At 66.8% G+C, this 21,755-nt stretch carries 16 protein-coding genes, 2 tRNA genes and 3 rRNA genes; 4 read left to right on the top strand and 17 right to left on the bottom strand.

The window, feature by feature from the left end:
• Nucleotides 1–20: 20 nt before the first annotated feature.
• From JGR68_RS03705 to JGR68_RS03695, 3 genes are read right to left on the bottom strand one after another with little or no spacing between them, the layout of a single operon-like run.
• Nucleotides 21–1,655, bottom strand: coding sequence for an ATP-dependent DNA ligase (locus tag JGR68_RS03705; RefSeq protein ID WP_199360676.1), 1,635 nt, complete (start codon nucleotides 1,653–1,655; stop codon nucleotides 21–23).
• A 40-nt stretch (nucleotides 1,656–1,695) separates the two neighbouring features.
• The gene (locus tag JGR68_RS03700; protein WP_199360673.1) at nucleotides 1,696–2,691 is read right to left on the bottom strand and encodes a ligase-associated DNA damage response exonuclease; all 996 of its coding nucleotides are present in this window, start codon (nucleotides 2,689–2,691) and stop codon (nucleotides 1,696–1,698) included.
• A gap of 9 nt (nucleotides 2,692–2,700) precedes the next feature.
• The gene (locus JGR68_RS03695; RefSeq protein ID WP_199360671.1) at nucleotides 2,701–3,186 is read right to left on the bottom strand and encodes a pyridoxamine 5'-phosphate oxidase family protein; all 486 of its coding nucleotides are present in this window, start codon (nucleotides 3,184–3,186) and stop codon (nucleotides 2,701–2,703) included.
• Between the two features lie 137 nt (nucleotides 3,187–3,323).
• On the opposite strand from JGR68_RS03695, the gene JGR68_RS03690 reads away from it, so the two are divergent.
• Entirely contained in the window at nucleotides 3,324–3,596 is a 273-nt protein-coding gene (locus tag JGR68_RS03690; protein WP_199360669.1) for a hypothetical protein, read from the top strand.
• Nucleotides 3,597–4,145: 549 nt separating this feature from the next.
• On the opposite strand, the gene rrf is transcribed toward JGR68_RS03690, so the two are convergent.
• From rrf to JGR68_RS03655, 7 genes are all read right to left on the bottom strand, one after another.
• A 5S ribosomal RNA gene (gene rrf / locus JGR68_RS03685) occupies nucleotides 4,146–4,259 on the bottom strand.
• A 175-nt stretch (nucleotides 4,260–4,434) separates the two neighbouring features.
• Nucleotides 4,435–7,313: ribosomal RNA gene (locus tag JGR68_RS03680) — 23S ribosomal RNA — on the bottom strand.
• Nucleotides 7,314–7,546: 233 nt separating this feature from the next.
• Nucleotides 7,547–7,623: transfer RNA gene (locus tag JGR68_RS03675), tRNA-Ile, on the bottom strand.
• Between the two features lie 16 nt (nucleotides 7,624–7,639).
• Nucleotides 7,640–7,715 (bottom strand) — tRNA-Ala (locus JGR68_RS03670).
• Between the two features lie 96 nt (nucleotides 7,716–7,811).
• Nucleotides 7,812–9,354, bottom strand: a 16S ribosomal RNA gene (locus JGR68_RS03665).
• Together the 16S, 23S and 5S rRNA genes with 2 tRNA genes alongside form the textbook arrangement of a ribosomal RNA operon.
• Before the next feature lie 265 nt (nucleotides 9,355–9,619).
• The gene (locus JGR68_RS03660) at nucleotides 9,620–10,657 is read right to left on the bottom strand and encodes a ribonuclease H-like domain-containing protein (protein WP_199360667.1); all 1,038 of its coding nucleotides are present in this window, start codon (nucleotides 10,655–10,657) and stop codon (nucleotides 9,620–9,622) included.
• Nucleotides 10,654–13,149, bottom strand: a complete 2,496-nt coding sequence (locus JGR68_RS03655; RefSeq protein WP_199360665.1) for a DEAD/DEAH box helicase — start codon at nucleotides 13,147–13,149, stop codon at nucleotides 10,654–10,656. Before JGR68_RS03655 ends, JGR68_RS03660 begins: the two co-directional genes overlap by 4 nt.
• Nucleotides 13,150–13,341: 192 nt before the next feature.
• Here JGR68_RS03655 and JGR68_RS03650 point away from each other — a divergent pair, with 192 nt between their 5' ends.
• Nucleotides 13,342–13,611, top strand: coding sequence for a hypothetical protein (locus JGR68_RS03650; protein ID WP_199360663.1), 270 nt, complete (start codon nucleotides 13,342–13,344; stop codon nucleotides 13,609–13,611).
• Between the two features lie 81 nt (nucleotides 13,612–13,692).
• Nucleotides 13,693–15,072, top strand: coding sequence for an ATP-dependent RNA helicase DbpA (gene dbpA / locus JGR68_RS03645; protein ID WP_199360908.1), 1,380 nt, complete (start codon nucleotides 13,693–13,695; stop codon nucleotides 15,070–15,072).
• On the opposite strand, the gene JGR68_RS03640 is transcribed toward dbpA, so the two are convergent.
• The 5 genes from JGR68_RS03640 to JGR68_RS14100 form a co-directional block, all read right to left on the bottom strand.
• Complete coding sequence (locus JGR68_RS03640) at nucleotides 15,069–16,046, bottom strand: hypothetical protein (protein WP_199360660.1); 978 nt, start codon at nucleotides 16,044–16,046, stop codon at nucleotides 15,069–15,071. The two genes, dbpA and JGR68_RS03640, sit on opposite strands and share 4 nt — an antisense overlap.
• A complete protein-coding gene (locus JGR68_RS03635; RefSeq protein ID WP_199360658.1) occupies nucleotides 16,043–17,560 on the bottom strand; it encodes an amino acid permease in 1,518 nt (505 codons plus the stop codon). The genes JGR68_RS03640 and JGR68_RS03635 overlap by 4 nt, the downstream gene beginning before the upstream one ends.
• Nucleotides 17,561–17,680: 120 nt before the next feature.
• Complete coding sequence (locus JGR68_RS13990) at nucleotides 17,681–17,905, bottom strand: helix-turn-helix transcriptional regulator (protein WP_234446581.1); 225 nt, start codon at nucleotides 17,903–17,905, stop codon at nucleotides 17,681–17,683.
• A gap of 5 nt (nucleotides 17,906–17,910) precedes the next feature.
• Nucleotides 17,911–18,540, bottom strand: coding sequence for a hypothetical protein (locus JGR68_RS13985; RefSeq protein WP_234446580.1), 630 nt, complete (start codon nucleotides 18,538–18,540; stop codon nucleotides 17,911–17,913).
• 102 nt (nucleotides 18,541–18,642) lie between these two features.
• The gene (locus JGR68_RS14100) at nucleotides 18,643–18,777 is read right to left on the bottom strand and encodes a hypothetical protein (protein ID WP_255527406.1); all 135 of its coding nucleotides are present in this window, start codon (nucleotides 18,775–18,777) and stop codon (nucleotides 18,643–18,645) included.
• Between the two features lie 331 nt (nucleotides 18,778–19,108).
• Here JGR68_RS14100 and JGR68_RS03625 point away from each other — a divergent pair, with 331 nt between their 5' ends.
• Complete coding sequence (locus JGR68_RS03625) at nucleotides 19,109–19,618, top strand: DnrO protein (protein WP_199360656.1); 510 nt, start codon at nucleotides 19,109–19,111, stop codon at nucleotides 19,616–19,618.
• A gap of 58 nt (nucleotides 19,619–19,676) precedes the next feature.
• Here JGR68_RS03625 and JGR68_RS03620 read toward each other — a convergent pair whose 3' ends face one another.
• Together JGR68_RS03620 and hutU are read right to left on the bottom strand one after the other, a co-directional pair.
• Nucleotides 19,677–19,919, bottom strand: coding sequence for a hypothetical protein (locus tag JGR68_RS03620; protein ID WP_199360654.1), 243 nt, complete (start codon nucleotides 19,917–19,919; stop codon nucleotides 19,677–19,679).
• A gap of 94 nt (nucleotides 19,920–20,013) precedes the next feature.
• Nucleotides 20,014–21,678 carry a urocanate hydratase gene (gene hutU, locus JGR68_RS03615; protein WP_199360652.1) on the bottom strand — a complete coding sequence of 555 codons (1,665 nt, stop codon included), beginning with the start codon at nucleotides 21,676–21,678 and terminating at the stop codon, nucleotides 20,014–20,016.
• Between the last annotated feature and the right edge of the window lie 77 nt (nucleotides 21,679–21,755).

Genomic DNA, 21,755 nt, shown 5'->3' with positions numbered 1-21,755 from the left:
CGATGCGGCCGGTCGCACCGTCACCGCGCCAGCGCCCGCAGCGCGTCGAGCCGGTCGGCCTCGCGCGCGGGCTTGTCCTCGCGCCAGCGCAGGATGCGCGGGAAGCGCACGGCGATGCCGGACTTGTGCCGGGTCGACCGGTTGACGCCTTCGAAGCCGAGTTCGAACACGTGCACCGCCTCGACCGAGCGCACCGGTCCGAAGCGCTCCAGGGTGTGCCCCCGGATCCAGCGGTCCAGGCGCAGCATCTCGGCGTCATCCAGGCCCGAATAGGCCTTGGCGACCGGGACCAGCGCCTCGCCGTCCCAGAGGCCGAAGGTGTAATCGGTGAACAGCGTGCTGCGCCTGCCGCTGCCCGACTGTGCGTAGATCAGCACCGCATCGATGCTCAGCGGATCGACCTTCCACTTCCACCAGTCGCCGCGCTTGCGGCCGTGGCGATAGGGCGAGTCGCGGCGCTTGAGCATCAGGCCCTCGACGCCGAGCTCGCGCGACTGCTCGCGGATCGTGGCGGCGTGCGTCCAGTCGCTGGCCTCGACGGCGGGCGACGGCGCGATCCTCGCCGCGTCCGTTCCGGAGTCCGGGGCCAGCAGGTCCATGAGCAGCGCACGTCGGTCGTCGAGCGACCGGGCGCGCAGGTCCACCCCGTCAAGCTCGAGCAGGTCGTAGGCGATCACGCGCGCGGGCGCGGCGGCCAGCGCCCGGGGTCCCGGCTTGAGGCGCTGGATGCGCGTCTGCAGCGCGCTGAACGGCATCGGCCCGTCGGCGCCCGGCTCCCATGCCAGCAGTTCGCCATCGATCACGCAGTCCCGCGTCAGCCGGGCGGCGGCCGCTTCGATTTCCGGAAAGCGCCCGTCCATGCGCTCCTCGCCGCGCGACCACAGCGCGATTTCACCGGGGCGCCGGATCAGCTGCAGCCGGATGCCATCCCACTTCCATTCCAGCAGCCACTCCTCGAGCGGCCCGAGGGTCGCGGCGTCGACCTCCAGTGGCGAAGCGAGGAAGAACGGGTACGGCAGCGCCGCGTCACCGGGCTGTGGCTCCGGCGACAGCAGCGTTTCGAGAAATCCCGCGCCCGGTGTCCAGCGACCGAGCATGCGCTGCGCGATCATCGCGATGTCCACGCCCGACAGTTCCGCCAGTGCCTGCTGCACCAGCCCCTGCGAAACGCCGACGCGCAGCGCGCCGGTCAGCAGCTTGTTGAAGACCAGCCGCTCGCGGAACACGAGCTGGTGCCAGGCATCCACGATGACCGCGCGCCGCAGCTCGGGCTCGGCATTCGCGACCGGCGCCAGGCGGTGCTCGATCCAGTCGGCGAGGCTGGGTTCGTCACGTGCGTGGGTGGGCAGCGAGTCATCGACCGGCGGGTCGTCGAGCAGCAGCGCCAGCGTTTCGGCAAGGTCGCCCACCTGGTGATGGCAGGCTTCCACCAGCCAGTCGGGAGTGCCGGTTTCCTCGCCGATCCAGGTGCGCAGCTCGCCGGTGGCCGCGATCTTCGCGCGCGCGCCGCCGATCTTGCCGCCCGACAGCAGCCACAGTGCCCACGCGGCATCGCGCGGCGGCGCATCGCGGAAATACTCGACCAGGGCGCGGCGCTTGTCCGCGGTCCCCGTGCTGCGGTCGAGCCGCTCGTACAGCGCGGCGAAGCGGCGCATCAGGCGGCCCCGACGCGGCTGTGCGCGAAGACGCGGTGCATCAGTCGTCCTCGCCGTAGCCGGTCGCGAATACGCCGGTCTCGATGCCCTGCGCGTTGAGCACGCGGACCAGCGCATCGGTGTCGCCGTGTGTGGCGATCACCCGACGGGCACCGGTCTCGTGTGCGGTGCGCAACAGCGCCGGCCAGTCGGCGTGGTCGGACACCACGAAGCCGCGGTCGTAGTTGCGCCGGCGCCGGTTGCCGCGGATGCGCATCCAGCCCGAGGCGAAACCCTGCTGGGCGCGGCGGAAGCGGCGGATCCACGGGCTGCCCGCCGCGGATGGGGGTGCGAGCACCAGCTCGCCGGCGAAGTCGGCACCGCGCGCTTCGTCGGCCACGCGGCGGGTCTCGAGCATCGGAATCCCAAGCTCCCGATACACCTGCACGCCGGCGTCGATTGCCCCGTGCACATAGGCCGGCCTGTCGGTGTGTGCGGCAAGCTCGGCCAGCACCCGCTGGGCCTTGCCCAGCGCATAGCAGTACAGGATCGCGACCTCCCCGTTTGTCGCGCACTCGTCGCGCCAGTCCACGATCTCGCGCGCCACGGCCGATGTCGGCGGCCATCGGTAGATCGGAAGGCCGAACGTCGACTCGGTGATGAAGACGTCGCAGGGCACGACCTCGAAGGGCGCACACGTCGGGTCGTGGTCGCGCTTGTAGTCGCCGGAGGCCACCCAGACTTCGCCGCCGGCCTCGATGCGGACCTGGCTGGAGCCCAGCACGTGGCCGGCCGGATGGAAGGACAAGGTCGCACCGCCGAGGCGGAAGCGGTTACCGGCGTCGTGCACCTGGTAGTCCTGCTCGCCCAGCCGCCAGCGCAGGATCGGCAAACCCTCGGCAACCACGTGGTAGCTGCCCATTCCCACGCGCGCGTGGTCGCCATGCCCGTGCGTGATCACCGCGCGCGGCACCGGTCGCCAGGGATCGATATGGAAATCGCCGGCGGGGCAATACAGCCCCTCCGGCGTGGCCACCACCAGGTCGCGTTGCCCCATGCCGTGCCGTCAGCGCAGGTCGACTTCGCCGACCTTGTCCTTGTAATCCTTCTTCGGGTCGATGCCGAGCAGCATCTTGACGCCCGCGACCATGCTGTTGGCGTCCATCCAGACCTCGGCATCCTCCGCGTCCAGGCGCAGGAGGCGCAGCTTGGGATCATCCTTGCCCTCGTACCACGCGCCGACGAAGGGATTCCACAGCCGCTCGACCACGGCGCGGTCGGTGTCGACGCGCAGGTTGCCGCGGATGCTGGCAAACAGGTCGTGTCCCTTTGAAGCGAAGCCCGCCGAGGCGCGCGCACTGCCGCTGCCCAACTGCTTCACCAGCATGTTCTCGGACGAGGTGAAGAACCAGATCGGCGAGCGACGTTCTTCGGCCAGCCCCGTCATCGGGCGGGCGTGGCCGTCTTCCTGGCCATCCAGCCCGAGCATCACGGTGCGATCGCTTTCCAGCGCCTTCCAGAACTTCTCTTCCAGCTCACGGGAATCTGTCATCTCAGTGCTCCTGCACGTGGTAGTCCCCGGGATGAAATCACCCCCGCGGTGACAGCCACGTTGGCGTCACGGTTCACCTGGCGCGGACCTCCGCTGCCGCAACATCGCGCCCACCACCCACCGAAGGACCTCGCAGGATGAACCCCGATCTCATCGGCTGGGCGGCCTCGGCCATCCTGCTGGCCACGCTGGGCCGCCAGATCATCACGCAGTGGAAGGACAAGGATGCGAAGGGCGTTTCGCGCTGGCTGTTCCTCGGCCAGATGGCGGCCTCGGTCGGCTTCATCATCTACAGCTGGATGCTCGACAACTGGGTCTTCATCGTCACCAATTCGCTGATCCTGCTCACCGCGGTGATCGGCCAGATCGGACTGCTTATCCGCCGGGGGCAGGACAGCCCGGACGGATGACGACATGCGCATTTCCACCGCAAGGAAAGTTCTTCTCCGAAGTCCTGGAAGAAGCCGAAGTAGTCTCTCTAGCGAAACCCGGGGCGTCGTCTGGCGGGACGCTTGGCGCTGCTGCGATGCGATGCCTGCTGCCGCTCATGTCCCCCGGCGCCGGCCTCCGGCCGGCGCCTCCTCCTTGACTTCCCGTCAGCAGGCATCGCACCGCAGTCCGAATGGAATCGGCCGCTGACCGCTGACCGCTGAACCTCTGACCTCTGACCTCTGACCGCAGGGCGCGAGACGCGAGACGCCGCGCAGATGATCGGCGCGGGACCCGGCTTTGGCCCTTGTGCGGCGTACCGCCGACCCTGCATCGCCTTGGGTCTTCCGCAGATCGCCCGCAGCCCCGCATCGCTTTGGCGCGTGGCCTGCTGACGGGAAGTCAAGGAGGAGATGCCGGCCCAGAGGCCGGCATCGGGGGACATGAGCGGCAGCAGGCCATGCGTCGAAGCGCCGCGGCGCCCAAAAGAAAAACCCCGCAGCCGAGGCTGCGGGGTTTTGGGGTAAAAACCCTGGCGATGACCTACTCTCGCATGCTGAATGCACACTACCATCGGCGCGTTCACGTTTCACTTCCGAGTTCGGAATGGGATCGGGTGGTTCCATGAAGCTATTGTCACCAGGGAGAGGGTGGAGGGTCGCGGGCCGGTGGTGCTGGCTTGACGCGCACACGCTCTCGTCGGGTTGCCTCGGAACGGAGCCTGGAAACAGCTCCGCCGTTGGCGAATAAGGTAGGGACGTAGCGAACTTTTGGGTCGAACATCGACGCGTCGTCGAGTCCAAGGCCACTTGAGGTTATATGGTCAAGCCTCACGGATCATTAGTACTGGTTAGCTCAATACATTGCTGTACTTACACACCCAGCCTATCAACCACCTGGTCTTGATGGTTCCTTCAGGGGACTTGTGTCCCGGGAGATCTCATCTTGAGGCGCGCTTCCCGCTTAGATGCTTTCAGCGGTTATCGCTTCCGAACGTAGCTACCCAGCAATGCCTCTGGCGAGACAACTGGAACACCAGCGGTTCGTCCACTCCGGTCCTCTCGTACTAGGAGCAGCCCCTCTCAAATCTCCAACGCCCATGGCAGATAGGGACCGAACTGTCTCACGACGTTCTGAACCCAGCTCGCGTACCACTTTAAATGGCGAACAGCCATACCCTTGGGACCGACTACAGCCCCAGGATGTGATGAGCCGACATCGAGGTGCCAAACACCGCCGTCGATATGAACTCTTGGGCGGTATCAGCCTGTTATCCCCGGAGTACCTTTTATCCGTTGAGCGATGGCCCTTCCATACAGAACCACCGGATCACTAAGTCCTAGTTTCCTACCTGCTTGATCCGTCGATCTTGCAGTCAAGCACGCTTATGCCTTTGCACACAGTGCGCGATGTCCGACCGCGCTGAGCGTACCTTCGAGCTCCTCCGTTACTCTTTGGGAGGAGACCGCCCCAGTCAAACTACCCACCATACACGGTCCCCGATCCGGATCACGGACCTAGGTTAGAACGTCAAGCACGACAGGGTGGTATTTCAAGGTTGGCTCCACCCCAGCTAGCGCCAGGGTTTCACAGCCTCCCACCTATCCTACACAGACGAACTCAACGTTCAGTGTAAAGCTATAGTAAAGGTTCACGGGGTCTTTCCGTCTTGCCACGGAACGCTGCATCTTCACAGCGATTTCAATTTCACTGAGTCTCGGGTGGAGACAGTGCCGCCATCGTTACGCCATTCGTGCAGGTCGGAACTTACCCGACAAGGAATTTCGCTACCTTAGGACCGTTATAGTTACGGCCGCCGTTTACCGGGGCTTCGATCAAGAGCTTCGCCTTGCGGCTGACCCCATCAATTAACCTTCCGGCACCGGGCAGGCGTCAGACCCTATACGTCCACTTTCGTGTTTGCAGAGTCCTGTGTTTTTGATAAACAGTCGCAGCGGCCTGGTATCTGCGGCCCTCGCTCGCTCAGCTGCGCATGCAGCCACGAACAAGGGCGTACCTTCTCCCGAAGTTACGGTACCATTTTGCCTAGTTCCTTCACCCGAGTTCTCTCAAGCGCCTGAGAATTCTCATCCTACCCACCTGTGTCGGTTTACGGTACGGTCTGCACAAGCTGAAGCTTAGGAGCTTTTCCTGGAAGCGTGGTATCAGTCACTTCGCTCTAATGAGCTCGTCTCGGTGCTCGGTCTTGAAGGGTCCCGGATTTGCCAAAGACCCAAACCTACCGCCTTTCCCCAGGACAACCAACGCCTGGTAGACCTAACCTTCTCCGTCCCTCCATCGCACTTGTGCGAGGTGCTGGAATATTAACCAGCTTCCCATCGACTACGCATTTCTGCCTCGCCTTAGGGGCCGACTCACCCTGCGTCGATTAACGTTGCGCAAGGAAACCTTGGGCTTTCGGCGTGGGGGCTTTTCACCCCCATTATCGTTACTCATGTCAGCATTCGCACTTCCGATACCTCCAGCAGACTTCTCAATCCACCTTCACCGGCTTACGGAACGCTCCTCTACCGCGCATCACGAAGTGATGCACCCCAAGCTTCGGTTCCATGCTTAGCCCCGTTAAATCTTCCCCGCAGACCGACTCGACCAGTGAGCTATTACGCTTTCTTTAAAGGATGGCTGCTTCTAAGCCAACCTCCTGGCTGTCTGTGCCTTTCCACATGGTTTTCCACTCAGCATGGAATTTGGGACCTTAGCTGTGGGTCTGGGTTGTTTCCCTTTTCACGACGAACGTTAGCACCCGCCGTGTGTTCCCGCATAGTCTGTCTTGGTATTCGGAGTTTGCAATGGTTTGGTAAGTCGCAATGACCCCCTAGCCATAACAGTGCTCTACCCCCAAGAAGATTCGTGCGAGGCGCTACCTAAATAGCTTTCGAGGAGAACCAGCTATCTCCGGGTTCGATTAGCTTTTCACTCCTAATCACACCTCATCCCCTACCTTTGCAACGGGAGTGGGTTCGGGCCTCCAGTACCTGTTACGGTACCTTCACCCTGGGCATGACTAGATCACCCGGTTTCGGGTCTACTGCCCGCGACTATGCGCCCTTATCAGACTCGGTTTCCCTTCGCCTCCCCTATACGGTTAAGCTCGCCACGAACAGTAAGTCGCTGACCCATTATACAAAAGGTACGCAGTCACCCCGAAGGGCTCCTACTGCTTGTACGCACACGGTTTCAGGGTCTATTTCACTCCCCTCACCGGGGTTCTTTTCGCCTTTCCCTCACGGTACTGGTTCACTATCGGTCGGTCAGGAGTATTTAGCCTTGGAGGATGGTCCCCCCATGTTCAGACAGGGTTTCTCGTGCCCCGCCCTACTCACTTTTCATCATTCCGGCCCTTTCGCATACAGGGCTGTCACCTTCTATGGCCAGTCTTTCCAGACTGTTTTGCTAGAACCGGAACAACTTTTGGGCTGCTCCCCGTTCGCTCGTCGCTACTGGGGGAATCTCGGTTGATTTCTTTTCCTCCGGGTACTTAGATATTTCAGTTCCCCGGGTTCGCCTTGCATGGCTATGTATTCACCATGCAATACTCCTTGCGGAGTGGGTTTCCCCATTCGGACATTGCCGGATCAAAGCTTGTTGCCAGCTCCCCGACACTTTTCGCAGGCTGCCACGTCCTTCATCGCCTCTGACCGCCAAGGCATCCACCGTGTGCGCTTATTCGCTTGACCATATAACCCCAAGTCGCCTCGGAGCCATATGACGTGCCACCAGGGGTACAAATCCCGGCAGCGCGAAACATACACTCAATCTCTAGGGCCTCAAGGGCCCCGCCTTAGCCTCTACGACACGTCTGGATATTCGTCTCAAACGCTCGCTACGTCCCTGGTTTTCAAAGAACACGGGCCGGCCACAATGCCGCCCCGCTTCAAATCTTGATGTGTGTGCGCAGATCATCCAGGAATGGTGGGTCTGGGAGGACTCGAACCACCGGCCTCACCCTTATCAGGGGTGCGCTCTAACCACCTGAGCTACAGACCCAATGTCTTCCCCAGCGTGGTGGAGCCTGTCGGGATCGAACCGACGACCCCCTGCTTGCAAAGCAGGTGCTCTCCCAGCTGAGCTAAGGCCCCAAAAACGGGGTCGGTCCCCCGGCTTGCGCCGTGGAACTCCTGGATGCAGGTCACTTGTGCGGACGCCTGACAGGCAATTAGCTGTCTTTAGTCTCTAAAGGAGGTGATCCAGCCGCACCTTCCGATACGGCTACCTTGTTACGACTTCACCCCAGTCATCGGCCACACCGTGGCAAGCGCCCTCCCGAAGGTTAAGCTACCTGCTTCTGGTGCAACAGACTCCCATGGTGTGACGGGCGGTGTGTACAAGGCCCGGGAACGTATTCACCGCAGCAATGCTGATCTGCGATTACTAGCGATTCCGACTTCACGGAGTCGAGTTGCAGACTCCGATCCGGACTGAGAGAAGGTTTCTGGGATTGGCTTGCCCTCGCGGGTTCGCAGCCCTCTGTCCTTCCCATTGTAGTACGTGTGTAGCCCTGGCCGTAAGGGCCATGATGACTTGACGTCATCCCCACCTTCCTCCGGTTTGTCACCGGCGGTCTCCTTAGAGTTCCCACCATTACGTGCTGGCAACTAAGGACAAGGGTTGCGCTCGTTGCGGGACTTAACCCAACATCTCACGACACGAGCTGACGACAGCCATGCAGCACCTGTGTTCGCGTTCCCGAAGGCACCAATCCATCTCTGGAAAGTTCGCGACATGTCAAGGCCAGGTAAGGTTCTTCGCGTTGCATCGAATTAAACCACATACTCCACCGCTTGTGCGGGCCCCCGTCAATTCCTTTGAGTTTCAGTCTTGCGACCGTACTCCCCAGGCGGCGAACTTAACGCGTTAGCTTCGATACTGAAGACTCAATTGTCCCCAACATCCAGTTCGCATCGTTTAGGGCGTGGACTACCAGGGTATCTAATCCTGTTTGCTCCCCACGCTTTCGTGCCTCAGTGTCAGTGCTGGTCCAGATGGCCGCCTTCGCCACGGATGTTCCTCCTGATATCTACGCATTTCACTGCTACACCAGGAATTCCGCCATCCTCTCCCGCACTCTAGCTCGCCAGTATCCAGTGCAATTCCCAGGTTGAGCCCAGGGCTTTCACATCAGACTTAACAAACCACCTACGCACGCTTTACGCCCAGTAATTCCGAGTAACGCTTGCACCCTTCGTATTACCGCGGCTGCTGGCACGAAGTTAGCCGGTGCTTATTCTTTGGGTACCGTCAGAACAACCGGGTATTAACCAGCTGCTTTTCTTTCCCAACAAAAGAGCTTTACAACCCGAAGGCCTTCTTCACTCACGCGGCATGGCTGGATCAGGCTTTCGCCCATTGTCCAATATTCCCCACTGCTGCCTCCCGTAGGAGTCTGGACCGTGTCTCAGTTCCAGTGTGGCTGATCATCCTCTCAGACCAGCTACGGATCGTCGCCTTGGTGGGCCTTTACCCCGCCAACTAGCTAATCCGACATCGGCTCATCTATCTGCGCCAGGCCCGAAGGTCCCCGGCTTTCACCCGTAGGTCGTATGCGGTATTAGTCCCGGTTTCCCGAGGTTATCCCCCACAAATAGGCAGATTCCGATGTGTTCCACCCGTCCGCCACTCGCCACCCAGAGAGCAAGCTCTCCTGTGCTGCCGTTCGACTTGCATGTGTTAGGCCTGCCGCCAGCGTTCACTCTGAGCCAGGATCAAACTCTTCACTTAAAATTGCATGGACCGAAGTCCAAACTCTTGAGTGCAGTCGTCGTCCCGAGCTCCAATTACCCGCTTGCATTTGCATGCATTTGAATCGTTGTTGCTCTTGGTACGAACGTCTGCAAGATGGACAACCATCCACCGGCCAGACGCCCGCACAAGTCACCTGCGCACACTGTCAAAGATCTTCGGAAGTGGCCTCAGCGCCTCCTTCCTTCAACCCCGCCGTTTCCGCCGGGGTGAGCCGCACATTGTAGCGCGACTTTCGCGTCCGTCAACACCCTGTGGGTGGAAACTTCCGCCTCCCCTGCCGCCGCGCCGTGTTGGCCGTGTCCGCCGGGGAGCCGCACATATTAGCGTCGGATCCGCGTACGTCAACACCTTCCGTTGACGCGATTTCTGATCGATGGCTTCCGTACAGCTGGAGGCCTTCAACCGCCTTGTCCTGCAGGGCTTCGAGCAGGCCGCACAGGCTGCGCAGGTCCTGCGCGTTGTGCAGCCCGACGCGGCGCAGCTTCGATGCGCTGCCGCCACGCAGATAGGCCAGCCAGGCCCCTGGTGCCTCCGCCCCCGGCAGGTCGTCCTCGCGCAGCACGCCGAGCAATTCACGCTCGGCGGTAGCGAGGCGGCAGTTGGGCCACACGCTGCGGTAGCGGCGGCGCATCGGGTGCAGCAGATCCACGTGGCGCAGCGCCGGGAGCGGATCGGCCATGCGCGCGAGCCGGTAACGCGTCGACAGCAGCGGACGGTCGTAGCTCTTGCCGTTGTAGCTGAGCAGGACCGTGTCCGGCTGAAGCCAGCCGGCGAAGGCGTCCAGCATGGCTTCCTCGGCGGCGAGCCGGGTGATGCACAGCTGGCGGATCCGCAGGCCGCCGCCGCGCCAGTCGGCGGCGCCGATCATGAACGCGCGCGTGCCGGTGCCGCCGGCAAGGCCGGTCGTCTCGGTGTCGAAGGCCAGGACATGCTCGCGCGCCACCTGCGCCTGGCCGATGCCGTCCAGGGGCAGCGTGTCGCCCGCGGCGGCCCAGGGCACCCATTGCTCGTGATAGCGCAGGCCGTGCGCGATCTCGTCGCCCGGCAGCGCACGATCGATGCTGCGCGGCGCGGCCGGAATGGACGGCGCGCGGATCTTCAGCAGCGTGCGCAGCTGCGCGATGGTCGCCTCCCGCGACATCCCCGCGGGCACAGCGGGTCCAACCGCCCGCGGACCCACGACGGCCCTCGGCGCCTCCACGCGCGGCTGCGCCGCTGCTTCGCCCACCGCACCGGCCTGCCGTCGCAGCCCCGCCAGCTTGCTGGCCAGCGCAGTCATGCCGCGTCCAGCAGGTCGAGCACCCGCAGGGCCAGCGCGCGTGGCGTGGCCGACGCGCGTTCATCCGCCTCGAGGATCGGCCCCACGCAGGCCGGGCAGCCACCGCGGCAGTCGCAGCCCGCCACCACCGCCCGCGCGCTCGCGACCAGTTCCGCGCGCCGCTCGTACAGCGGCGACGACAGGCCCACGCCGCCCGGGTAGTTGTCATAGAGGTAGAGCGTGGGCGTGAAGCGTCCGGGGCCCGCCAGCAGCATCGCGTTCGCGTCCCCGGGCACCGGCGTTCCGCCCTCCCCTGCATGGGCATCGTCGTGGGCGAAGGCCGCTTCGCCAGGGCCGCGGAGCTGGCCGCGACCGCGCGCGTCACGGCCCGCGAACCAGGCGCCGTCGCCGCTGCCGACCGCCTTCAGCAGGTCGCGCGACTCGGCCATCACCGCCACCTGCGCCACCAGGTGCAGCGCATGCGCCGCGCCCAGGAAGCCGTCCAGCGCCTCGTGTCGCCGTTCGAACGCATCCTCGAGCACGCACTGCGGCAGTTGCCACCACACCGCGCTGGTATGCATCTCCTGGTCGGGCAGGGTCACCGGACCGTAGCCGATGTTCTCGTGCGTGTGGAAACGGATCTTCTTGTAGCCGGAGACACGCCGCACCACGTGCACTTCGCCCATGTGCGCCTCCCCCTGCCCCGCCGGCGCCTGCTCGGCGTCATCGAGCACCTTGAGCTTCGTGTAGTCGATGGCGTCGGTGTAGTAGTCGACCCGGGTGCGGCGCACATAGGCCTTGCGGCCTTCCCAGTCGAGACGCTCGACCTGGAACGGCTCGGACTGGACCATGTGGATCGCGCCCTCGTACAGCGTGAGCGCGGCGGCCGAATAGTCGACCTCGGCGATGATCTGCTGGCGACCGTCGGTGCGGTCGACGACCACGAAATTGCCGTCGGCCACCGAGCGCAGGTTCACCGCCTGCGCGGGGTAGCTGTCGGCGATCCATTCCCAGCGCTCGCCTTCGTGGTGCAGCACGCCGCTTTCGGCCAGCACCTCCAGCCACGGACCGGGTTCGACCGGGCCGAAGCCGTCGCCATCGCGGAACGGCAGTTCGAACGCCGCGCAGCGGATGTGGTCGAGGAGGATCAGCGGCTGGTCGGGCTCGATGCGCGCGTGCTCCGGGCTGGCCGCGGCAAAGAACTCCGGATGCCGCACGACGTACTGGTCCAGCGCCTCGGAACTCGCCACCAGCACGCCCAGAGAGGGCTGCTGCCGCCGTCCGGCGCGGCCGAAGCGCTGCCAGGTGGCGGAGATGCTGCCCGGATAACCGTTGAGCACCACCACGTCGAGGCTGCCGATGTCGACGCCAAGCTCCAGCGCTGAAGTGCTGACGATGCCGTCGATGCGTCCGGCGCGCATGTCCTGCTCCACCGCGCGGCGCTCGGTGGGCAGGTAGCCGCCCCGGTAGGCGCGGATGCGGCGCGGCTTGCGCGGGTCGTGGTCGAAGACCTCCTTCAGGTACTTCGTCAGCACTTCCACCATTGAACGCGACTGGCAGAACACCAGCGTCTTCAGCCCGGCGCGGATCGCCAGCCGGGCGATGCGGTTGGACTGCGAGCGGGCCGATGCGCGGATGCCCAGGTCGGGGTTCACCACCGGCGGATTCCACAGCAGCACGTGGCGGTCGCCGCGCGGCGCGCCGCTGTGGTCGATCACGTCGACCTCGCCTTGCGCGGCCTCGATCAGGGCGCGCCCGTGTTCGCCGGCGTTGCCGATGGTCGCCGAGCACAGGATGAAGGTCGGCGACGCGCCATAGAACGCGCATACCCGCTTCAGGCGGCGGATGACGTTGGCGACGTGGCTGCCGAACACCCCGCGGTAGGTGTGCACCTCGTCGATCACCACGTAGCGCAGGTTCTCGAAGAACTGCGCCCACTTGGTGTGGTGGGGCAGGATCCCCTGGTGGAGCATGTCCGGATTGCTGACCACGATGTCCGCGCTGACCCGGATCGCGCGCCGCGCATCGCCGGGGGTGTCGCCGTCGAAGGTCGCCGCGCGCAGGCCGAGCCCGCCGGCGGCGTTGAGCTCGAGCAGCTCGCTCACCTGGTCCTGGGCCAGGGCCTTGGTCGGGAACAGGTACAGGGCCTTGCCGCGTTCGCGCAGCGCGCTGGCGACCACCGGCAGCGTGTAGCACAGCGACTTGCCCGATGCGGTCGGCGTGGCGACGACCAGGTGGCGCCCGGCCCGCGTGGCCTCCCAGGCCCGGGCCTGGTGGCTGTACAGGCGGTCGATCCCGCGCGCGCGCAGGGCCGCCGCGAGCGCTTCGGGCAGGTCGTCCGGGAACGGGGCGTACTCGCCGCCCTGCCCGGGCACCACGAGGCTGCCGGTCACGCGTCCGGGATACTTGGCCTCCAGCTTCGCGGCCAGCGTGCTGCCGCCCTGCGGATCATTGGCGGCGGCGGTGCGCCCGGGAAGGACGAGGGCGCTGGCGGGACTGGGACTGGCGTTCAAGGCGGGCTCCGGCTGGGCGGAGGGCGATGCTCGGCCAGCGGCGTCTCACTGAGTGCGACCCGGGCCGCATCCGGCACCGATACGCTTGCGGACCCCGTCGCCGTCCCGACGGCGCAGCGGCCCGCCATCTCCCTTGCCGTCCTGTTGACGCCCGCGGGCACAGAGTGGGCACCCCCGTGACGGAGCATCCCGATGGCCAAGTCCAATTCCACCCGACCTGCCGCACCCAGCGACGAGTCCAGCCTGGATGACGGCACCGACCTGCCGGAGACCCGCGGCCCCGCGCTCAAGGACCCCCGCGCCACGTCGGCGATGGACAACATCGGCGTGGACAACGGCGCCGACCTGTTGGACATCGCGCTCGACGACCAGCCCGGCGACGTCGACCAGGACGGCCGCTCCTTCGCCGACGACGTGCGCAGCGACACGATCAGCGACGACGAGGCGCGCGAGCGCCGCTGACCGCGGTCGCTTTCCGCCGGCGATCAAGGACGATCCATACGCCGCCGGCGCGTAGCTGCGATCATGTGCGGCATGGATCCCATGACGCCGCCCGCCTTCACCACCCTCCCGCTCACCGACGCCCTGCTCAAGGGCGTCGACGCGCTCGGTTATACCGCGATGACGCCGGTGCAGGCCCAGGCCCTGCCGCCGATCCTCGAGGGCCGCGACCTGATCGCCCAGGCGCCCACCGGCAGTGGGAAGACCGCCGCCTTCGGCCTCGGCCTGCTGCACCGGCTGGATGCGTCAGCCGTGCAGACCCAGGCCCTGGTGCTGTGTCCCACGCGCGAACTCGCCGACCAGGTCGGCGGACAACTGCGCAGGCTGGCGACGGGCGTGCCCAACGTGAAGCTGAGCGTGCTCTGCGGCGGCATCCCGCTGGCCCCGCAGCTGGCATCGCTGGCCCACGCGCCGCACATGGTCGTGGGCACGCCCGGGCGCATCCTCGAACTGCTCGCGCAGGGCGCGCTCGACCTGCGGGGCGTACGCGGCTTCGTGCTCGACGAGGCCGACCGCATGCTCGACATGGGCTTCGAGGACCAGATCCGCGACATCGCGCGCCATGTGCCGCGCGACTGCCAGCGCCTGCTGTTCTCGGCGACCTTCCCCGACGCGATCCGCGCCCTCGGCAAGGCGATGCTGCGCGATCCGGCCGAAGTGAGCGTCCAGGGTGCCGTCCACGCGCCCGCGATCGAGCAGCGCATCATCGACGCCGATCCCGCGCGCAAGGCACCGCTCCTGGCGGCGCTGCTGCTCGAGCACCGCCCGGAATCCTGCGTGGTGTTCTGCAACATGCGCCGGGACGTCGACGAGGTGGCCGGCTCGCTGGCGCACTACGGGTTCGACGCGCTGGCGCTGCATGGCGATATGGAGCAACGCGACCGGGCCGAGACCCTGCTGCGCTTCGCCAACCGCAGCTGCAACGTGCTGGTCGCCAGCGACGTCGCGGCGCGCGGCCTGGACATCGACGACCTGGCCGCGGTGGTGAACTACGACGTGCCCTCGGATCCCGACACCTACATGCACCGCATCGGCCGCACCGGGCGCGCCGGCAAGAGCGGCCTCGCGCTGACCCTGTGCACGCCGGACGAACTGCGCCGCATGGAAGCGATCGAGGACCACCAGTTCCGCACCCTGCCGCGGGAACGCGGGCAGCCGGTGGACGGACGGCCCAAGGGCGTGCCGAAGGCGGCGATGGCGACGCTGCGCATCGACGCCGGCAAGGGCGACAAGCTGCGGCCCGGCGACATCCTCGGCGCGCTGACCGGCGACGCGGGCCTGTCGGCCAAGGCCATCGGCAAGATCGACGTGCAGGCCACGCGGTCCTACGTCGCCATCGCCCGCGCCCAGGCGCCGCAGGCGCTCACCCGCCTGCGCGAGGGCAGGATCAAGGGCCGCCGCTTCCGCGTGGCTGCGCTCTAGGGCGCGGAGGCCGCTCCCAAGGCTCCCACGGCGCCCGCTGCGGCGCGCGGCGCCGGCAAGGCCTCCAGCCTGTCGCGCAGCGCCTGCGCGAACAGCGCGCCACGCCCCGGATCGACGCCGAGATAGAAATCAGGCTCGATCAGCTCCGCCTCCATCAGCAGCCAGCGCCCGTCCGCATCCGGAACCATGTCGATGCGCGCGTACAGCAGCGGCTCGTCGATCGCGGCCAGGACCTGCTCCGCCAGCGCGAGCGCGCCGGCTGGCGGCTGCGCGAGTGCGGTGTAGTGGCCACCGAAGGTCTCCTGCACGCGGAAATCGCCGGGCGTCGGGCGCTTGTTCACCGCGTGCGACAGCCGGCCACCGAAATACAGCAGCGAGGTCTCGCCCTGCTGCAGGATCGTCGGCAGGAACGGCTGCAGCAGGATTTCCGCAACCCCGGCACGACCGGCATCGTCATCCGCGTCGCTTCCCGCCTGTGCCAGCACCGCGTCGATGCCGTCGCGACCGACGCGCCAGGTCTTCCAGGCACCTCCTGAAACAGCGGGCTTGGCGATGAGTTCGTCCGCGCCGGTCGCATCGAACACCTGTTCCAGCAAGGTCCGTGTCAAGCGGCGGGTCCACGCCGTGTGCGGGATCGCGACACCGGCCGCGGCCAGCCGGTCCAGATAGCGCTTGTCCGAGTTCCAGGCCAGCACCGACGGCGGGTTCGCCATCGGCAGGCCCGCCTGCGCCCAGGTGCGGCAGGCGCGCAGCCAGCGTGCGTGGTCGACGTGGTAGTTCCAGACCAGGAGTGGCAGCACCTGCGCGTAGCCCTGCAGCGCGGAGGCGTCGTCGACGTGCGCGCTCCATGGCGTCGGGACGGCGCGGATGCCCTGCGCCGCCAGCGCCGACTGCAGGCGCGCGAGCACCGGCGGCCAGACCTCGGCGTGATCGCCCGTGGCCGGGTCCGGCGTGAGGATCGCGACCGCGCTCATGTCCGTTCGCCCGTGGCCAGCCCGACGCGCGCGTGACGCCGGCCGTAGGCGAAATAGATCGCCGCGCCGATGGCCAGCCAGACCGCGAAACGCACCCAGGTGAGCGTGGTCAGGTTGAGCATCAGGTAGAAGCACAGCACCGCCGAGACGATCGGCAGCAGCGGCGACCACGGCACCCGGAACGCCCGCGGCAGGTCCGGCCGCGTGCGCCGCAGCACCACCACCGCGAGGCTCACCAGCACGAAGGCCGACAGCGTGCCGATGTTGATCATCTCCTCCAGGATTTCGACCTGGGTGAAGCCGGCCAGGAGCGCCACCGCGGCGCCGCTGACCAGCTGCAGGCGCACGGGGGTCTTGCGGGTCTCCGACGTGACGCTGAGCCAGCGCGGCAGCAGCCCATCGCGGCTGATCGCCAGCAGTACCCGCGACAGGCCCATCAGCAGCACCATGATCACCGTGGTCAGACCGGCGAGGATCCCCACCGAGATCACCTGGGCGGCCCAGTCCGCGCCAACCGCGACGAAGGCCGTGGCCAGCGACGGGTTGTCCGCCGCCGCCAGCACCGTGTACGGCACCATGCCGGTCAGTGCCACCGCCACGCCGAGATACAGCAGGGTCACCAGCGCCAGGCCGCCGAAGATGCCCAGCGGCAGCGTGCGCTGGGGATCCTTGACCTCTTCGGCCGAGGTCGCGACCACGTCGAAGCCGATGAAGGCGAAGAAGACCAGCGCCGCGCCCGACAGCACCCCGGCCACGCCGTAGCGCGCCGGCTCGGCGCCTGTCATCCAGGACAGCAGCGACTGCGACCAGGCCTCGGCGTCGCCGCCGACGGCGGGCTCCGGCGGTGGTACGAACGGCGTGAGGTTGGCGGCATCGAAATAGGTCAGCCCGACCACGATCACGAACACCACGATGCCCACCTTGATCAGGGTGAACACGTTGTTGACCCGCGCCGACATTTTGGTGCCCAGGATCAGCAGGCAGGTGAACACGCCGACGATCAGGATCGGCCCCCAGTCGACGCTGATGCCGAGCACCGCGATCGTCGTCGGGATGTGCACGTCGAACAGCTCGAACACCATCGCGAGGTAGATGCCCCAGTACTTCGCGATCACCGCACCCGCGGTGAGCAGCTCGAGGATCAGGTCCCAGCCGATGATCCAGGCGATGAACTCGCCCAGCGTGGCGTAGGTATAGGTATAGGCGCTGCCGGCGACCGGGATGCTGGAGGCGAACTCGGCGTAGCACATGATCGCGAGCGCGCAGGCCAGCGCGGCGAGCAGGAAGGACATGGTGACGGCAGGACCGGCGAAGCTGCCCGCCGCACGCGCGCCCACCGAGAAGATGCCGGCCCCGACCGCCACCGCCACGCCGAGGATCATCAGGTCCCAGGCGCTGAGCGTGCGCTTGAGCTGGCGCCCCGGTTCGGCGGCGTCGGCGATGGTCTGCTCGATGGACTTGGTGCGGAACAGGCTGCGCGACGGGCGGCTTGATGCGGTGTGCGACGGGTTCATCGGTGGCGTGGCTCGCGGTGCGGGGGGATCCCGCGCGCGGGCGGGCCGATCGCGGAACGATCAGGCCAGACTACGCCGGCCTCCGGAGCCGCGACAATGCCGAAAGGTCCTGGCCCCGGCTCATCCCGGTGGCGTGGCGTCCCACTCGAATACCTCGTCCAGCGGCGTGCCCAGCGCATGCGCGATGCGGAAGGCCAGTTCCAGCGAGGGGGCATAGCGGCCGGCCTCGAGCGCGATGATGGTCTGCCGGGTGACCCTGCAGGCCTGCGCGAGTGCCTCCTGGGTCATGCCGGTGCGCTCCTGGCGCAGGCGGCGGATGTGGTTGGTGACCGCGGTGCGCGCCACGCGGCTCAGCGCCGGTCCAGCCAGTGGCGCACCGCGCTGGCGCCGTTGTCGACGAGGCAGCCGAGCATGAGCACCAGCACCAGCAGGTTGGCGATCATCGGGAGGGTGGCCCACTGCAGGCGGTCCGCCGGCGACAGGCCCAGCAGGATTGCGAGGAACACGATCATCGCGCTGACCGCGCTGCGCGCCCAGCCCGCGGCTTCGCGTTCGATCTCGCGGTCGCGCTCGTCCTCCTGCACGCGGTCCTTCCAGCGCCTGCCGATGGTGGACGACAGCACCGTCCATGCCACGAGCAGCAGCACGAGGTTGCGGCCCACCTGCCGGGCTTCCGGGCTGTCGGCGAGGCTCGGGGTCTGGAACACGTGCATGCGGGCGACGAAGTACAGCACCGCCACCGCCATGAACGCCGTTCCGATCCAGGCCTTCCATTCGGCGGGTGACACCTGCAGCTCGCTTTCGGTGAGTGACAGCTGCCAGACACCGTAGAGCGCGCTCCACGCCGCCAGCACCAGCACGGCGAAGCCGACGGCGCCGGTATCGAGTCCGAACAGCGATTCCACGCCTGCGAGCAGCAGCCAGAGACCCAGGCCCGCCGCGGCGAGCAGCATCGGCAATGCGAAACGACGGGCGATCATCGGGGGCTCCAGGCAGTGGATGTAAAACAAAACGTACATCCGGCCCGGACGCGATGTCAAAGGGTTTTTACATCGCGCCGCGCAGGCCATGCGCCACGGCCGCTAGCCGATGCGGAAGATTGGCTGGCGCCGGCGCACGTCGTGGCGCGTATGGGAGAGGTAGCTGCCGCGCGTGTAGGTCGGGAACTGGCGGACGCTGCGGCGCTGACCGCCGGCATGGGCAGCGTTGGCGACCACCAGGGCGGCATGCGGAAAGCCGGCCTGGATGCGGGTGATGCTCGTGGCCGGAGCGGTCCGGCGGCGCGGCGCGGTGACGCGCGAGGTCTGGGCGGGGAACAGCGACAGGATGGTGTTTTTCAGGTGACTGGTAATTTTGATCCTCCATAAATCTAATGATTACAGCAACTTACGGAGCAATTATAGCACGCCTGGACATTTATGAATAGGCCGCGTCGTCGGCCTCCCAAGCGGCCAGGACACGCGTGCCCCCCTGCTTGACCCTTGTCATGGCCCGCCCCGAGGCGATGGCCGAAGATGGAGCGACACGCAAAGCAACCAGGAGTCCTCCATGCAGCCCCTTCCCATCCTGCTGGCCCTGTCACTGGCGATCGTCCCGGGCCTGGCCCACGCCCAGCACGACCATGGCGCGCACGCCGCGCATGCCCGACAGGCCGGGACGACTCCCGCGGCGCATGCACACCATGCCGCGGACACGCCGGCCGCGGCCATTCCGGCCGGTCACGTGCGATGGACGCCGGACGCCCCTCTGGTCGAAGGCATGGGCCAGGTCCGCAAGGCGGTGGCGACACTCGCCCACCTCGAGATGGGCCACCTCGGCGAAGGCAACGTGCTGACAGTGGCGGGCGATGTCGATGCCGCGATCGAGTACATGTTCGGCAACTGCGAGCTCGACCCGGAACCCGACGTCGCGCTGCACGGGATCCTCGCGCGGCTGATGGCGGGCTCGCAGGCGCTTCGGGCTGCGCCGGCGGATCCGGCGCCGGTCGCCGGCATGCGCGGTGCGCTGGCGGACTACGGTCGGCTGTTCGACGACCCGGCGGCCGCGGCGGTGCGCTGAATCCGGGCGTGAGCGGTCTTCCGCCGGGCACGCGACCGGCGGCCGGCGCTCATCGCGGTCAGCGCGTCACCGGTGCGCGGTACATGGCCGCGCTGATGCAGGAGAACAGGCTCACCACGAACCAGCCGAACGGCAGCAGGGTCAGGGTCAGCAGCCAGGTCACCGCGCCGGCGATGCAGCCCGCCGTGAACCAGAGGATCGCCGAGACCACCCGCCCCTGCACCAGCTGGCCGAGGCCGGGAATGAAGAGACTGCAGATCGCGGCAATCACGTTGCCGGTGGTGCCCTGTCCGTTGCCCATCGAAGATTCCTGCATGGAAGTGTCTGCCGCCGATTATGGCGGCCGGGTGCGCGCCGCGCGGTGAATCCGCCGGCCGCATGGTTGCACGCGCGGCTCAGGCCATCGGCAGCTTGAGACCCTGCTCCCGCGCGCACTGCCTGGCGATGTCGTAGCCGGCGTCCGCATGGCGCATGACACCGGTGCCGGGATCGTTCCAGAGCACGCGCGCGAGGCGCCGGTCCGCATCCTCGCTGCCGTCGCAGACGATCACCACGCCGCTGTGCTGGCTGTAGCCCATCCCCACGCCGCCCCCGTGATGCAGGCTGACCCAGGTCGCGCCGCTGGCGACGTTGAGCATGGCATTGAGCAGCGGCCAGTCGCTCACTGCATCGCTGCCGTCGGCCATCGCTTCGGTCTCGCGATTGGGCGAGGCCACCGAGCCGCTGTCGAGATGGTCGCGGCCGATCACCACCGGCGCCTTCAGCTCCCCGTTGCGGACCATCTCGTTGAACGCCAGCCCGAGGCGATGGCGCTGGCCCAGGCCGACCCAGCAGATCCGCGCCGGCAGGCCCTGGAAGCTGATGCGCTCGCGCGCCATGTCCAGCCACCGGTGCAGGTGCGGGTCGTCGGGAATCAGCTCCTTGACCTTGGCATCGGTGCGATGGATGTCCTCGGGATCGCCGGACAGCGCCACCCAGCGGAACGGCCCGATGCCGCGGCAGAACAGCGGCCGCACGTACGCGGGCACGAACCCCGGGAAATCAAAGGCGTTGCTGCAGCCGGCGTCCTTTGCCATCTGCCGGATGTTGTTGCCGTAGTCGACGGTGGGGATGCCGCGGGCGTGGAAGGCCAGCATGGCCTCGACGTGCACGCGCATGGACTGCTTGGCTGCGTCGCGGACCCTGGCGGGCTCCGAGGCCTGCGCGTCCAGCCACTGCTCGACCGTCCAGCCGATCGGCAGGTAGCCGTGCACCGGGTCGTGCGCGCTGGTCTGGTCGGTGACGCAGTCCGGGCGCACGCCGCGCTTGACCAGCTCGGGCAGGATTTCCGCGGCGTTGCCCAGCAGCGCGATCGACTTCGCCTCGCCCGCGGCGACGTATTTCGCGATCCGCGCCAGGGCGTCGTCGAGGTCGGTTGCCTGCTCGTCGACGTAGCGCGTGCGCAGGCGGAAGTCGATGCTCGCCTGGCGGCATTCGATGGTCAGCGAGGACGCGCCGGCCAGCGATGCCGCCAGTGGCTGCGCACCGCCCATGCCACCCAAACCGGCGGTCAGGATCCAGCGGCCCTGGAGGCTGCCGCCGTAGTGCTGGCGCCCCATCTCGACGAAGGTCTCGTAGGTGCCCTGGACGATGCCCTGGCTGCCGATGTAGATCCACGAGCCCGCGGTCATCTGCCCGTACATCATCAGGCCCTTGCGGTCGAGTTCGTCGAAGTGCTCCCAGTTGGCCCAGGCCGGCACCAGGTTGGAGTTCGCGATCAGCACGCGCGGCGCGTCGGCATGCGTCGGGAAGATGCCGACCGGCTTGCCCGACTGCACCAGCAGGGTCTCGTCGTCGCCCAGCGTGCGCAGTGATTCGAGGATCGCGTCATAGCTCGCCCAGTCGCGCGCCGCGCGGCCGATGCCACCGTAGACCACGAGGTCCTCGGGCCGCTCGGCGACCTCGGGGTCGAGGTTGTTCTGCAGCATCCGGTACGGCGCCTCGGTCAGCCAGGAGCGGCAGCTCAGGGTGCTGCCGCGGGGCGCGCGGACGCTGCGGGACGGGTCGTGGCGGTTGGACATGGGCGACGGTTCAGCGGCGGAGTGGACGCCGGATTATCGCATCGCCGAAAAGAAGACACCCGGCACATGGCCGGGCG

Source organism: Luteimonas sp. MC1750, from assembly GCF_016615955.1.
Lineage (GTDB): Bacteria > Pseudomonadota > Gammaproteobacteria > Xanthomonadales > Xanthomonadaceae > Luteimonas.
This window is presented reverse-complemented; position numbering and strand designations above follow the sequence as displayed.

Excerpts from the sequence above, each read along its gene's own strand:
- JGR68_RS03640 (WP_199360660.1), bottom strand. The coding sequence starts at position 16,046 with ATGAGCGCGGTCGCGATCCTCACGCCGGACCCGGCCACGGGCGATCAC.
- JGR68_RS03620 (WP_199360654.1), bottom strand. The coding sequence starts at position 19,919 with ATGGGCAACGGACAGGGCACCACCGGCAACGTGATTGCCGCGATCTGC.
- hutU (WP_199360652.1), bottom strand. The coding sequence starts at position 21,678 with ATGTCCAACCGCCACGACCCGTCCCGCAGCGTCCGCGCGCCCCGCGGC.
- JGR68_RS03690 (WP_199360669.1), top strand. The coding sequence starts at position 3,324 with ATGAACCCCGATCTCATCGGCTGGGCGGCCTCGGCCATCCTGCTGGCC.
- JGR68_RS03660 (WP_199360667.1), bottom strand. The coding sequence starts at position 10,657 with ATGACTGCGCTGGCCAGCAAGCTGGCGGGGCTGCGACGGCAGGCCGGT.
- JGR68_RS03650 (WP_199360663.1), top strand. The coding sequence starts at position 13,342 with ATGGCCAAGTCCAATTCCACCCGACCTGCCGCACCCAGCGACGAGTCC.
- JGR68_RS03700 (WP_199360673.1), bottom strand. The coding sequence starts at position 2,691 with ATGGGGCAACGCGACCTGGTGGTGGCCACGCCGGAGGGGCTGTATTGC.
- JGR68_RS03695 (WP_199360671.1), bottom strand. The coding sequence starts at position 3,186 with ATGACAGATTCCCGTGAGCTGGAAGAGAAGTTCTGGAAGGCGCTGGAA.
- JGR68_RS03625 (WP_199360656.1), top strand. The coding sequence starts at position 19,109 with ATGCAGCCCCTTCCCATCCTGCTGGCCCTGTCACTGGCGATCGTCCCG.
- JGR68_RS03635 (WP_199360658.1), bottom strand. The coding sequence starts at position 17,560 with ATGAACCCGTCGCACACCGCATCAAGCCGCCCGTCGCGCAGCCTGTTC.
- dbpA (WP_199360908.1), top strand. The coding sequence starts at position 13,693 with ATGACGCCGCCCGCCTTCACCACCCTCCCGCTCACCGACGCCCTGCTC.
- JGR68_RS03705 (WP_199360676.1), bottom strand. The coding sequence starts at position 1,655 with ATGCGCCGCTTCGCCGCGCTGTACGAGCGGCTCGACCGCAGCACGGGG.
- JGR68_RS13985 (WP_234446580.1), bottom strand. The coding sequence starts at position 18,540 with ATGATCGCCCGTCGTTTCGCATTGCCGATGCTGCTCGCCGCGGCGGGC.